At 70.7% G+C, this 13,466-nt stretch carries 12 protein-coding genes; 5 read left to right on the forward strand and 7 right to left on the reverse strand.

The window, feature by feature from the left end; all coding sequences use genetic code 11:
* Nucleotides 1–65: 65 nt before the first annotated feature.
* Entirely contained in the window at nt 66–1,052 is a 987-nt protein-coding gene (locus ACFWBB_RS05270) for an NUDIX hydrolase (protein WP_385267194.1), read from the forward strand.
* Between the two features lie 226 nt (nt 1,053–1,278).
* Complete coding sequence (locus tag ACFWBB_RS05275; protein ID WP_385267196.1) at nt 1,279–2,109, forward strand: MBL fold metallo-hydrolase; 831 nt, start codon at nt 1,279–1,281, stop codon at nt 2,107–2,109.
* Between the two features lie 28 nt (nt 2,110–2,137).
* Here ACFWBB_RS05275 and ACFWBB_RS05280 read toward each other — a convergent pair whose 3' ends face one another.
* Entirely contained in the window at nt 2,138–2,983 is an 846-nt protein-coding gene (locus ACFWBB_RS05280; RefSeq protein ID WP_385267199.1) for a nucleotidyltransferase, read from the reverse strand.
* A 141-nt stretch (nt 2,984–3,124) separates the two neighbouring features.
* Nucleotides 3,125–3,799, reverse strand: coding sequence for a Crp/Fnr family transcriptional regulator (locus tag ACFWBB_RS05285; protein ID WP_020129286.1), 675 nt, complete (start codon nt 3,797–3,799; stop codon nt 3,125–3,127).
* 329 nt (nt 3,800–4,128) lie between these two features.
* Between ACFWBB_RS05285 and nth the strand changes: the two genes are divergently transcribed.
* The 3 genes from nth to ACFWBB_RS05300 all read left to right on the forward strand — a co-directional run bounded on the left by nth (nt 4,129) and on the right by ACFWBB_RS05300 (nt 7,510).
* Nucleotides 4,129–5,100, forward strand: a complete 972-nt coding sequence (nth, locus tag ACFWBB_RS05290; RefSeq protein WP_385267202.1) for an endonuclease III — start codon at nt 4,129–4,131, stop codon at nt 5,098–5,100.
* Between the two features lie 394 nt (nt 5,101–5,494).
* Nucleotides 5,495–6,190, forward strand: a complete 696-nt coding sequence (locus tag ACFWBB_RS05295; protein ID WP_385267205.1) for an NUDIX hydrolase — start codon at nt 5,495–5,497, stop codon at nt 6,188–6,190.
* 120 nt (nt 6,191–6,310) lie between these two features.
* Nucleotides 6,311–7,510, forward strand: coding sequence for a MarP family serine protease (locus tag ACFWBB_RS05300; protein ID WP_385267208.1), 1,200 nt, complete (start codon nt 6,311–6,313; stop codon nt 7,508–7,510).
* Between the two features lie 107 nt (nt 7,511–7,617).
* On the opposite strand, the gene ACFWBB_RS05305 is transcribed toward ACFWBB_RS05300, so the two are convergent.
* The 5 genes from ACFWBB_RS05305 to acs form a co-directional block, all read right to left on the reverse strand.
* Nucleotides 7,618–7,800: a hypothetical protein gene (locus ACFWBB_RS05305; protein ID WP_385267210.1), complete on the reverse strand. Its 183-nt coding sequence runs from the start codon at nt 7,798–7,800 to the stop codon at nt 7,618–7,620.
* Between the two features lie 127 nt (nt 7,801–7,927).
* Nucleotides 7,928–8,878, reverse strand: coding sequence for an alpha/beta fold hydrolase (locus tag ACFWBB_RS05310; RefSeq protein ID WP_385267213.1), 951 nt, complete (start codon nt 8,876–8,878; stop codon nt 7,928–7,930).
* Nucleotides 8,875–9,363: a phage holin family protein gene (locus tag ACFWBB_RS05315; protein WP_385267215.1), complete on the reverse strand. Its 489-nt coding sequence runs from the start codon at nt 9,361–9,363 to the stop codon at nt 8,875–8,877. The genes ACFWBB_RS05310 and ACFWBB_RS05315 overlap by 4 nt, the downstream gene beginning before the upstream one ends.
* 80 nt (nt 9,364–9,443) lie before the next feature.
* The gene (gene nhaA / locus ACFWBB_RS05320; protein WP_385267218.1) at nt 9,444–11,000 is read right to left on the reverse strand and encodes a Na+/H+ antiporter NhaA; all 1,557 of its coding nucleotides are present in this window, start codon (nt 10,998–11,000) and stop codon (nt 9,444–9,446) included.
* 198 nt (nt 11,001–11,198) lie between these two features.
* Nucleotides 11,199–13,157 (reverse strand): acetate--CoA ligase, encoded by a 1,959-nt coding sequence (acs, locus tag ACFWBB_RS05325; protein ID WP_385267220.1) that lies wholly within the window; start codon nt 13,155–13,157, stop codon nt 11,199–11,201.
* Nucleotides 13,158–13,466: the final 309 nt, after the last annotated feature.

Below are 13,466 nucleotides of genomic sequence, written 5' to 3' on the forward strand. Positions count from 1 at the left end.
CGCGGATGCGCTCTGACCTCGGGGACCTCTCGAACATTCGCGCGCCACGGGATAGCCTCGCGCCCATGGCGAATGGGCAGTGGTTTCCCCAGGACTGGCCGGAACGCATCCGCGCGCTCGCGGACGGCACCCTCGTCCCGGTCGTCCCGAAGCGGGCGGCAACCGTCATGCTCCTGAAGGACACCGACGGCGGCCCTGTCGTCCACATGCTGCGCAGACGCGCCTCCATGGCCTTCGCCGGAGGCGCGTACGCCTATCCCGGCGGCGGTGTCGACCCACGCGACGACGACCGTCACGTCCGCTGGGCGGGCCCCACGCGCGCGTGGTGGGCCGAGCGGCTCGGCGTCGACGAGACGGCGGCCCAGGCGATCGTCTGCGCGGCCGTACGCGAGACGTACGAGGAGGCCGGCGTCCTGCTCGCGGGGCCCACGCCCGACACCGTCGTCGGTGACACCACGGGCGCCGACTGGGAGGCCGACCGGGCCGCGGTGGCCGCCCGTGAAGTGTCCTTCGCCGAGTTCCTCGACCGCCGCGGTCTGGTCCTGCGCTCCGACCTCCTCGGCGCCTGGACGCGTTGGATCACCCCGGAGTTCGAGTCCCGTCGCTACGACACCTGGTTCTTCGTGGCGGCGCTCCCCGAGGGCCAACGCACCCGCAACGCCTCCACGGAGGCCGACCGCACAGTGTGGATCCGCCCGGCGGACGCGGCGGCCTCGTACGACAAGGGCGAGCTGCTGATGATGCCGCCCACCATCGCGACCCTGCGCCGGCTCGTCCCGTACGCCTCGGCCGCCGAGGCGCTCGCCGCGGCCCCCGACCGCGACCTGACCCCAGTCCTGGCGCGGGCCCGCCTGGAGGGGAGTGCCGTGGTGCTGTCGTGGCCGGGTCACGACGAGTTCACCAAGCACATTCCGGTCACGGCGACCGACGTGACCGCTGATGCCGAAGGCGCTGGTGCGACCGGTGCGACGGATGGTGCCGGCGCGACCGGCGTGACGGATGGTGCAGGCGTGACCGGCAGGACCGACGCGATCGGCGGGGGAGCCGCATGACGGGCGGCGGCGGGCGGGCGGACGTGAGCGGTCTTCGAGGTCGGCCGCGCGGCGGGGCACGGGCCCGGATCCTCCCCGCGCCCTTCGCACCCTCCGCACCCTTCGCGCCAGTTGGAGCGCTTCGAGCGCTCCGAGCGTCCGGAGCATTCGAAGTACTCCGAAGTGCCTTGTCGGCCACCGACCGCCGACGTGACGTTCTGCCCAGCCGTACGGAAGGCCCCTTCGCATGACCGACGCAGCCGCTCTTCCCGGCCAGCCACGAGGCGGAGTCCTCTCCGGCCCGGCGACCCCGCGCGCGGTCAACGTCCTCGCGCCGAACGCGTCCGCGATGACCCTGGACGGCACGAACACCTGGATCGTCTCCGAGCCCGGCTCCGACGTGGCGGTCGTGATCGACCCGGGCCCGCTGGACGACGGTCATCTGCGCGCGGTCGTCGATGCCGCCGAGCGGGCAGGGAAGCGCGTCGCCCTGACACTGCTGACGCACGGCCACCCCGACCACGCCGAGGGCGCGGTCCGCTTCGCCGGGCTGACCGGCACGAACGTGCGGGCCCTGGATCCGGCGCTGCGGCTGGGCGAGGAGGGCCTGGCCGCCGGGGACGTGATCACGGTGGGTGGTCTGGAGCTGCGGGTCGTCCCGACGCCCGGCCACACCGCCGACTCCCTCTGCTTCCACCTCCCGGCCGATCGGGCCGTGCTGACAGGCGACACGATCCTGGGCCGTGGCACGACCGTCGTCGCGCATCCCGACGGCCGCCTGGGCCACTACCTGGACACCCTGCGGCGGCTCAGGTCCCTTGCGGTCGACGACGGCGTCCACACCGTCCTGCCGGGCCATGGGCCGGTCCTGGAGGACGCCCAGGGTGCCGTGGAGTTCTACCTGGCGCACCGCGCCCACCGCCTCGCCCAGGTCGAGACGGCCGTCGAGGACGGCTACCGCACCCCCGCCGAGGTCGTCGCCCATGTGTACGCCGACGTCGACCGTTCTCTGTGGCCGGCGGCGGAGCTGTCGGTGCGGGCGCAGCTGGAGTACCTGAAGGAGCACGGCCTCATCTAGGCCCCTGTCACGTCAGGACCCTGTCCCGTCAGGGCCCTGTCCCGTCCTGGGCCTCCTCGGGCCTGCGGGCCTTCACGCCGTGCACACGCGTGTACTCGTCGGCGAGCCAGGGGCCGAGGTCGTCGACGTACGACGAGAGGACGGCGCGGTCGCCCCTCGGCTCGTACCCGAGGACGGCCGCCGCCCGTAGCTGCTCCGCGCGCTGCGGGTAGTAGGCGCCGAAGGCCTCCGCCATCTCGTGCAGGTCGCTCGTCCAGCCGTTCCACCGGGGCATGACGAGCGTGAACGCGGTGCGCACGAGGCGCCGGGACATGAACCGGACGAGAGGCCGCAGGGCCGCCTCGGATGCGCCGGCCGCGGAGACACGGTCCCGCCAGCGCGGCAGGACCAGGGCGAGGTCCCCGTTGGTCTCGCGCGCGAGCAGGGAGTCCGGGCGGTATCGGGGGAGGTACTCGGCGAGGTCCTCCCCGAGCAGCGGTGTGCACAGGCACGCCAGGAACCACCCCAGGTCGTGCCTCTCCAGGTCGCTCAGCACGCGCGCGTGGCCGACCAGCAGCGTCCCGCCGCCGTCGATCTGCGGGAACTCCCTGTCGAGGGCCTCGTCGAGCGCACGGCCGTCCGCCCGGTCCGCGTCGGTCGGTTCCTCGCGCAGGACGGCCAGGAGGTCCAGATCGCTGCGCCCCACGCGCGCGGTGCCGCGTGGAATCGACCCGTAGAGGTACGCGCTGTGCAGCCGCGTCCCGAAGAGGCCCGGGATCCGCTCCCGGGCCGCCGCGACGACCGGCCGGAAATCATGCGCCACGCACGCGAGGGAGCCTTCGCGGGCGATGTGTCCCTGGGAGTCGAGCCCTCGAGAGGGAGCCGTTTCAGCCATGGGACAACTGTGCCGGCCCGGGGCCGTCCAGCGATCGAGGACGAGGCTCCCCAAGGGCCGGAGCGGGGACCTGGGGGCGGCGGCCCCCAGTGACGGTCACACCACCGACCTCACCCGCGGACAGCGGACAGCGGCCGGCGCCTAGCGCGACCGCTTGGCCAGTCGCTCCACGTCCAGCAGGATGACCGCCCGCGCCTCCAGGCGCAGCCACCCGCGCTGGGCGAAGTCCGCCAGGGCTTTGTTCACGGTCTCGCGCGACGCGCCGACGAGCTGGGCCAGCTCCTCCTGCGTCAGATCGTGGACGACGTGGATGCCCTCCTCGGACTGCACGCCGAAGCGGCGCGAGAGGTCCAGCAGGGCGCGGGCCACGCGGCCGGGGACGTCCGAGAAGACCAGGTCGGACATGGCGTCGTTGGTCTTGCGCAGGCGCCGGGCGACGGCGCGCAGCAGTGCGGTGGCCACCTCGGGGCGGGCGTTCAGCCAGGGCTGGAGGTCGCCGTGGCCGAGGCCGAGGAGCTTGACCTCGGTGAGGGCGGTGGCGGTCGCCGTACGCGGGCCGGGGTCGAACAGCGACAGCTCTCCGATGAGCTCGCTGGGGCCCACCACGGCCAGCATGTTCTCCCGGCCGTCCGGGGACGTGCGGTGGAGCTTGACCTTGCCCTCGGTGACGACGTAGAGCCGGTCGCCCGGATCGCCCTCGTGGAAGAGGGAGTCGCCACGGGCCAGGGTCACCTCGCTCATGGAGGCGCGCAGTTCCGCGGCCTGCTCGTCGTCGAGAGCCGCGAAGAGCGGGTTGCGCCGCAGAACGTCGTCCACGAGTTCTCTCCTTGTCGACCTGCTCAGGGGATCTTGCTCCCCCGCTTACCAGGGGACCGTGTTCCCCATTTTGCTGGACATTCCAAACAGTGTGATCTGTCACAAGGATGCCGCACACGTGTCCCGGGGTAAGCGGCAGGGGTCCAATTGGGGGCTGATCTTCAGGGTCCGGGGCGGATGTCAGCGCCGGGCTTTAGGCTGGCCGGGTGTCCAAATCGCCGGTGAGAGCACAGGCCAAGGGGGCTGGGCGGGTGGTTGCACGTCGCGTTTCCGCTGTGGGCGAACAGGACTCCGACGGTGGTAGGAAAACGGCAAAGGTGACAAAAGAGATGCCTGCGAAGAAAGCGGCCGACAGTAAGAAAGCGGCCGTGAAGAAGGTCGCGGCACAGAAGGTCGCGGCCACGAAGGTCGCGGCCGAGAAGGACATAGCCAAGAAGGTCGCGGCCAAGAAAGTCGCGGCAAAGGACGCCGCGGGCGCGGGTGCCGCGAGCAAGGGCGTCGCCGCGCAGGGTGGCACCGGTGGGAAGCCCGAGTCCCGTACCGCTCTTGTCCGCCGTGCCCGCCGCATCAACCGCGAACTCGCCGAGATCTACCCCTACGCCCATCCCGAGCTGGACTTCGAGAACTCCTTCCAACTGGTCGTCGCCACAGTCCTGTCCGCCCAGACCACCGACCTCCGGGTGAACCAGACGACCCCCGCCCTCTTCGCCAAGTACCCCACCCCCGAGGATCTGGCCGCCGCCAACCCGGAGGAGGTCGAGGAGATCCTTCGGCCCACCGGCTTCTTCCGGGCCAAGACCAAGTCGGTGATGGGCCTGTCCAAGGCCCTCGTGGAGGAGTTCGGCGGAGAGGTCCCCGGCCGGCTCGAGGATCTGGTCAAGCTGCCCGGCGTCGGCCGCAAGACCGCCTTCGTGGTGCTGGGGAACGCGTTCGGCCGGCCCGGGATCACCGTGGACACGCACTTCCAGCGACTTGTACGGCGCTGGCGATGGACCGAGGCGACCGAGCCCGACAAGATCGAGACGGCCGTCGGCGCGCTCTTCCCCAAGAGCGACTGGACGATGCTCTCGCACCACGTGATCTTCCATGGCCGCCGTATCTGCCACGCCCGCAAGCCGGCCTGCGGCGCCTGCCCGATCGCCCCGATCTGCCCGGCGTACGGCGAGGGGGAGACGGACCCGGAGAAGGCGACGAAGCTCCTGAAGTACGAGAAGGGCGGCTTCCCCGGCCAGCGGCTCAACCCGCCCCAGTCCTACCTGGACGCGGGCGGCAGGCCGGCCCCGCCGCTGGGGGCCGGATGACGGAAGGGGCGACGGCGGCCCGGGCCGGACGGCGCGCCCTGACTGCACGGGGCGCCCTGACCGCACGGGGCGCACGGACCGGACGGGGCGCGCAGCCGGATCGGCGTGCGCAGGCGCGACGGGGTGCGCGTACGCGACCGGGTGCACGGACCACCGCAGGGCGTGCGGTCGGCGCGGTTCGGCCTGCCGTAGACATATCCGCGGCGTCCACGACACGTACAGCACGCACGACAGCCACGGCGCCCAAAGCATCCATGACACGAACAGCACGTATGACACGAACAGCACGCATGACACGTACAGCACGTACGACACACACGATCGGGGGACGGCCCGCGGAACGATCTGCCGGTTCCCGGGCGTTGGACGAGGCAGAACGGGGGGTGGTGTGGCGATGACACGCGCGAGCAATACGCAGGGCGGTGCGGTGACGCTCAGCAAGGAGGGCCTGCCCGCCTGGCTGGACCCGGTGATGCACGCCGTGGAGACGGTCCAGCCGCTCCAGCTCAGCCGCTTCCTGCCCCCGGAGAACGGCGCGGGGCGTCAGTCGGCCGTTCTGATCCTGTTCGGCGAGGGCGAGCGCGGCCCCGAACTGCTGCTCATGGAGCGCGCGAGTTCCCTGCGCTCCCACGCCGGCCAGCCCTCCTTCCCGGGCGGTGCCCTCGACCCGCAGGACGGCGACCCGCACGGTGACGGTCCGCTCCGGGCCGCCCTGCGGGAGGCCGAGGAGGAGACCGGGCTCGATCCGGCGGGCGTCCAGCTCTTCGGAGCGCTGCCCAAGCTGTACATCCCGGTCAGCGGCTTCGTCGTCACCCCGGTCCTGGGCTGGTGGCGCGAGCCGAGCCCGGTGGGCGTCGTCGATCCCGGTGAGACGGCCCGCGTCTTCACGGTTCCCGTGGCGGATCTCACTGACCCGGACAACCGTGCCATGGCCGTGCACCCCAGCGGCCACCGCGGTCCGGCATTCCTGGTCGAATCGGCCCTTGTGTGGGGTTTCACGGCCGGTGTGATCGACCGCCTGCTGCACTTCGCGGGCTGGGAGCACCCCTGGGACCGCGAGAAGCAGGTCCCGCTCGACTGGCGGTCATGACAGGGTGTCCACCGAGCTGTGTCTGCCTGGGGGACGTCGTGTCCCACCGCCGCTCGGCGGCGGGTCGGACCCCAGGCCGACCTGTGGTGAGTGTGAATTGATGAGGCGAGGCGCGAAGCGGTGAACGTGCTGGACATCCTGTTGTTGGTCGCGGCCGTCTGGTTCGCGGTCGTCGGCTACCGCCAGGGCTTCGTCGTCGGCATCCTGTCGGTGATCGGCTTCCTGGGGGGCGGCCTCGTCGCCGTCTACCTGCTCCCCGTGATCTGGGACGCGCTGACCGACAACTCCGAGGTGAGCACCACCGCCGCCGTCGTCGCGGTCATCGTCGTGATCGTCTGCGCCTCGATCGGCCAGGCCCTCACCACCCACCTCGGCAACAAGCTGCGCCGGTACATCACCTGGTCCCCGGCCCGCGCGCTGGACGCGACGGGCGGCGCGCTGGTCAACGTCGTGGCGATGCTGCTGGTGGCGTGGCTGATCGGGTCGGCGCTCGCCGGCACCACCCTGCCGACGCTGGGCAAGGAGGTCCGTAGCTCCCAGGTACTGCACGGGGTCTCCGACGCGCTGCCCGACCAGGCCGACACCTGGTTCGCCGACTTCTCCTCCGTCCTCGCGCAGAACGGCTTCCCGCAGGTCTTCAGCCCGTTCTCCAACGAACCGATCACCGACGTCCAGCCGCCCGACCCGGCCCTCGCGAACAGCCCCGTGGCCAAGCGCGCACAGCGCTCCATCGTCAAGGTGATGGGCACCGCGGAGAGCTGCGGCAAGGTCCTGGAAGGCACCGGATTCGTCTTCGGCGACCGCCGTGTCATGACCAACGCGCACGTCGTGGGCGGCGTCGACGAACCCACCGTCCAGATAGGCGGAGTGGGCCGCAAGTACGACGCCACGGTCGTCCTGTACGACTGGAAGCGCGACATCGCCGTCCTGGACGTGCCGGACCTGGAAGCACCCGTGCTGCAGTTCACCACCGAGGACGCGGCGAGCGGTGACGACGCGATCGTCGCGGGGTTCCCGGAGAACGGGTCGTACGACGTCCGTGCCGCACGGGTACGTGGTCGCATCACGGCCAACGGCCCGGACATCTACCACCGCACCACCGTGCGCCGTGACGTGTACTCGCTGTTCACGACGGTCCGTCAGGGCAACTCCGGAGGACCGCTGCTCACCGCCGACGGCAAGGTGTACGGCGTGGTCTTCGCGAAGTCCCTCGACGACGCCGACACCGGCTACGCCCTCACCGCGGACGAGATCCAGCAGGACATCACCACGGGGCGTACCGCGGGCCAGCAGGTGGACAGCGACAGCTGCGCTCTCTGAGGCCCGTCCGAGGGCCCGTCCTACGGCCCTCTGAGGGTCCGTACCGGTGAGCCCAGAGTCCCTGCGGAGGCCTGTCGGGGTCTCGTGGGAGCCCCTTCGCCGACGGGTCAGGTTCGCGGGTGACGCAAGCGGACCGAGACCCAGCGGGCCCGGCGGCGCAGGATGCGCGGAATGCCCACCCGGAGGTCGGAGCCCGGCAGTTGCGGGTCGGCGCCTCGTCGGTGGAGGCTCAGGCCACTGGCCGAGCGGCGGTTGCGTGCTGCGTCACTGTAGTCGTGCGTCCAGCCCATACCCCGACGTCTGCCCCTGCCCCAAGGTCGATAACCGCCTGCGGAACGGCCAATTGGCCTATGCGTCAGGCATTTGGCTGTTCGTAGTACAGACGTTCAGGACCGGATACCGGGCGCGATGGCCCGGTCACCGATCGGGTTCGGGATCCTTCAGCCAGTTGACGAGTTCGGTGGAGAAGGCGGCCGGATCCTCTTCGTGCGGGAAGTGGCCGAGTCCGTCGAACAGCCGCCAGCGGTAAGGCGCTTCGACGTACTCCCCGGAGCCGGCCGCGCTACGGGTACGCATCACCGGATCGAGCGAACCGTGCAGATGCAGCGTGGGCACGCGCACGGGCCGCTTCATGCGCCGGTAGAACTGGACGCCGTCCGGACGGCCCAGCGAGCGCACCAGCCACCGGTACGGCTCGACGGCGCAGTGCGCGGTGGACGGGATGCACATGGCGCGCCGGTACGTCTCCACCGCCTCGTCCTCCGGCAGCCGCGGCCCGGACCAGTCCCGGATCAGCCGGCCCACCAGTTCGCCGTCGTCGGCGGTGAGCTGCCGCTCGGGGATCCACGGCCGCTGGAACCCCCAGATGTGGGAACTCGCGGTCGTCTGGCGGACGTCGGCGAGCATCGCCGAGCGCCAGCGCCGGGGATGCGGCATCGAGGAGACGGCGAGTCTGCGGACGAGCTTGGGGCGCATCACGGCCGCCGTCCACGCCAGGTAGCCGCCCAGGTCGTGGCCGACGAGCGCGGCGTCCGGCTCACCCAGCGAGCGGATCACGCCGGTGATGTCGAGGGCGAGGTTGGCCGGGTCGTAGCCGCGGGGCGTGCGGTCGCTGCCGCCCACGCCCCGCAGGTCCATCGCGACGGCCCGGAAGCCCGCGTCGGCCAGGGCGACCAGCTGGTGCCGCCACGTCCACCAGAACTGCGGGAAGCCGTGGACGAGCATGACCAGCGGCCCGTCGCCCAGCTCGGCGATGTGGAAGCGCGCGCCGTTCGCGGCGACCTCGCGATGGGTGACCTGCACGCCGCAGACGGCATCCGGCCGTACGACCGAAGCGGGCAGGGCCGGAGGGATGGCGGGGTCCGTCATGACGACGAGCGTGCCACAGCCTCGATGGCCTCCGGGACGCGTTCCTGCGGGAGCTCGGGCCGCGGGTGCGGCTTGGCGTTCTGCAGGACGCCCGCCGACTCCTTCACGGACGCGGCGACCTTCTGCGGGCCCTTGCCCTTCTGCGCCTTCTTCGCGAAGACCACGCCGATCAGCACGAGGACGAGTGCGATGAGCACGTTCGCCGCGAAGGACAGCAGGAAGCAGATCGCGAGATTCCAGTCGCTCCAGGTCCGGATGCCGTACGCCAGCGCGAAGTTGAGCATCGGCAAGGAGAACACCAGGACCGCGCCGGCCACCGAGAACGCCCCACCGCTCACCGCCCCGCGCTTGACGTCCTGCTTCAGTTGCGCCTTCGCCAGCGCGATCTCGTCGTGCACCAGCGCCGACAATTCGGTCGTCGCCGAGGCGAACAGCTGGCCGATGCTGCGTTCGGCGCCGACCGGGCTGCCGTCGGGTGCGCTCATCGCGTTCTCCCTCTTCTGCTGCTGTTGCTGTTTCTACCGCTGTTGATGCTGCTGGTTCCGGCTTCTTTTGTACCGTCCCGTCAGATCATGCCGGACGGTCGCCCTCCTCGCCCGTCCCGCCCGTCACTTCGGCAGGCCCGTGGCGCGTGTCGTCCCTCAACCGGTCTTCCCGGTCGTCCCCCAGTGTTCCCTCCGGCCTCTCCTTCCAGCCGTCCCTCCGACCTCTCCCTCAGCCGTCCCTCCGGTGTCCTCCGGGCCGTCTCGTGGGCGATCTCCTCGGCCCGGCGGCGGTGCTCCGCGGCCTTGCCGTCGTAGATCTCCGCCATACGCAGGTGGTACGCCGGGTCGTCCTCCTCGTAGACGTCCGGGATGCCGTCGAGGTCGTCGTCGCGCTCCTCGGCCGCCCACATCCGGCGGTACTCGGCGTTGCGCAGTTTCAGCAGGACCGTCGCGAGGGTCGCGGCGATCAGCGAGCCCAGCAGGACGGAGGCCTTGACCTCGTCGGTCAGGACCGCGTCGCCCTCGAAGGCGAGTTCCCCGATCAGCAGCGAGACGGTGAAGCCGATGCCGGCTAGGGACGCGACGGCGAAGACGTCCGCCCAGGCGAGGTCCTCGCTCAGCGAGGCGCGGGTGAAGCGGGCGGTCAGCCAGGTCCCGCCGAAGATGCCGATCGTCTTGCCGACGACGAGACCGAGGACGACTCCCAGGGTCTCCGGCTTCCCGAACACGTCCCCGAGCGCGTCGCCCGAGAGCGTCACACCGGCACTGAACAGGGCGAACAGCGGAACGGCGAGTCCGGCCGAGAGGGGGCGGACGAGGTGCTCGACTCGCTCGCCGGGGGAGTGTTCCTCACCCTCGCGCGTCGTGCAGCGCAGCATCAGGCCCATCGCGACCCCGGCGATCGTGGCGTGGACGCCGCTGTTGTACATCAACGCCCAGATGACGAGCGCGAGAGGGACGTAGACGTACCAGCCGTGCACGCCCTTGCGCAGCAGCAACCAGAACACGAGGAGGCCGACCGCCGCGCCGCCCAGCGCCACGAAGTCGATGGTGCTCGTGAAGAAGATCGCGATGATCAGAATCGCGAACAGGTCGTCGACGACCGCGAGAGTGAGCAGGAAGGCGCGCAGCGCGCTCGGCAGGGACGTGCCGATGACGGCGAGCACGGCGAGCGCGAACGCGATGTCGGTGGCCGTCGGGACGGCCCAACCGCTGAGCGAGCCACCGCCGGTGAGATTGGTGAGCGTGTAGACGAGCGCGGGTACGGCCATCCCGCACAGCGCGGCCACGACGGGAAGCGCGGCGGCCCTGGGGTCCTTGAGATCGCCGGCGACGAGTTCTCGCTTGAGCTCGATGCCGGCGACGAAGAAGAAGACCGCGAGCAGGCCGTCGGCCGCCCAGTGAGCGACGGAGAGATTGAGTCCGAGGGCCGCGGGGCCGAGGTGGAAGTGGCTGACGCTCTCGTAGCTGTCGTGCAGCGCGGGTACGTTCGTCCAGATCAGCGCGGCGACGGCGGCGATGAGCAGCAGCACACCGCCGACGGTCTCGGTACGCAGCGCCTCCGCGACGAAGTTCCGCTCGGGGAGCGACAGGCGTCCGAAGACCTTGCGCGCAGTGGTGGTACGGGGCGCGGTCACGGGGGAGACCTCCGGTCGGTGGGCAGGACGGAGCACATGCCGACCAGACTTCCCGGCGCACCTGAGGTTGCGTGTGTTTTGTTTAGTTTACCTAAGGTGCGGCGGAAGCGGGATTCGCTGATCCCGCCGTGATGACCACGATAGATGCGACGAAGACACCCGGCGCGCTCGCCGCCGGGTGCCCTGGTCGATGCGCTGCTAGTCCTCGCTGGGCGCGGCCGGGAGCTTCGCCTGGATGAGGTCCATGACCGAGGAGTCGGTCAGGGTGGTGACGTCCCCGAGCTGGCGGTTCTCCGCGACGTCCCGCAGCAGCCGGCGCATGATCTTGCCGGAGCGGGTCTTGGGCAGCTCCGCGACCGGCATGATCCGCTTCGGCTTGGCGATCGGACCGAGCGTGGTGCCGACGTGGTTGCGCAGATCGGCGACGAGCTGTTCGTCCTCGGCGTTCGCCGTGCCGCGGAGGATGACGAAGGCGACGATGGCCTGCCCGGTGGTCTCGTCCGCCGCGCCGACGACGGCCGCCTCGGCGACGGACGGGTGGGACACGAGTGCCGACTCGACCTCCGTGGTGGAGATGTTGTGGCCCGACACGAGCATCACGTCGTCGACGCGCCCGAGGAGCCAGATGTCGCCGTCGTCGTCCTTCTTCGCCCCGTCACCGGCGAAGTACCTGCCTTCGAAGCGCGACCAGTACGTATCGAGGAACCGCTGGTCATCACCCCAGATCGTGCGCAGCATCGACGGCCACGGCTCGGTCAGGACCAGGTAGCCGCCGCCGCCGTCCGGCACCTCGTTGGCCTCGTCGTCGACGACCGTCGCGGAGATGCCGGGCAGCGGGGTCTGCGCGGAACCGGGCTTGGTCGCGGTGACGCCCGGCAGCGGCGAGATCATCATCGCGCCGGTCTCGGTCTGCCACCAGGTGTCGACGATGGGCGTCCGGTCGCCGCCGATGTGCTTGCGGTACCAGATCCAGGCCTCGGGGTTGATCGGCTCACCGACCGAGCCGAGCAGGCGCAGGCTGCCGAGATCGAACTTCGCGGGGATGTCGTCGCCCCACTTCATGAACGTGCGGATGGCGGTCGGCGCCGTGTACAGGATCGTCACCCCGTACTTCTGCACGATCTCCCAGAAGCGGCCCTGGTGCGGGGTGTCGGGCGTGCCCTCGTACATGACCTGCGTCGCGCCGTTGGCCAGCGGCCCGTAGACGATGTACGAGTGCCCGGTGACCCAGCCCACGTCGGCCGTGCACCAGTAGACATCGGTCTCCGGCTTGAGGTCGAAGACCGCGTGGTGCGTGTACGCGGTCTGCGTGAGGTAGCCACCGGAGGTGTGCAGGATGCCCTTCGGCTTACCCGTGGTGCCGGACGTGTAGAGGATGAACAGCGGGTGCTCGGCCTCGAACGCCTCGGGCGCGTGCTCGGCCGACTGCCGCTCGACGATCTCGTGCCACCACACGTCGCGCTCGTCGTTCCAGGCGACGTCCTGACCCGTGCGCCGGACGACGAGCACGTGCTCGACGTTGCCGGCGCGGTCGGCCGCGTCGTCGACGGCCGGCTTCAGCGCGGACGGCTTGCCGCGCCGGTATCCGCCGTCGGACGTGATGACGACCTTGGCGTCCGCGTCCTGGATGCGGGTGGCCAGCGCGTCCGCCGAGAAGCCGCCGAAGACGACGGAGTGCGCGGCGCCGATCCGGGCGCAGGCCAGCATCGCGACCGCCGTCTCCGGGATCATCGGCATGTATACGGCGACCCGGTCGCCCTTCTGGACTCCCAGCTCCAGCAGGGCGTTGGCGGCTTTCGACACCTCGTCCTTGAGCTCGGCGTAGGTGATGGCGCGGCTGTCGCCGGGCTCGCCCTCGAAGTGGATGGCGACCCGGTCCCCGTGCCCGGCCTCCACATGCCGGTCGACACAGTTGTAGGCGACGTTGAGTTCGCCGTCCTTGAACCACTTGGCGAACGGCGGATTCGACCAGTCCAGCGTCTCGGTGGGCTCCTTGGCCCAGGTCAGCCGACGGGCCTGCTCGGCCCAGAAGCCGAGCCTGTCAGCCTTGGCCTGTTCGTACGCCTCCGCCGTGACGTTGGCGTCGGCCGCCAGATCGGCGGGCGGCGCGAACCTGCGCTCTTCCTTCAGCAGGTTGGCCAAGGATTCGTTGCTCACGACATCTCCCTCTCGAAGGGTGTCCGTGTCCGTTGTGTCCCAGGCCACAGCTCATCAGACCCAGGGGGCCGGTGACAAGGGCCGACGGAAAATTGGTTTAGACCTATCGGGACCACGCTTCACGACCCCAGCTTTCGGCGGCCAGGGGTCATTCCCATCGGTCCGTCCCCGGGGGCCGTCCCCCGGGGCAGTCAGGGGTCATCCGTACCCACGGATACGCGGCAGACGGAGTTCAGCCGGTGTAACGCCTTTCACATCCCCCGCTTCCGGACCAGGCCCGGCCGCCGCCCGACGACGCCGGTGCCTGCC

The organism is Streptomyces sp. NPDC060000 (genome assembly GCF_042737375.1).
GTDB lineage: Bacteria > Actinomycetota > Actinomycetes > Streptomycetales > Streptomycetaceae > Streptomyces.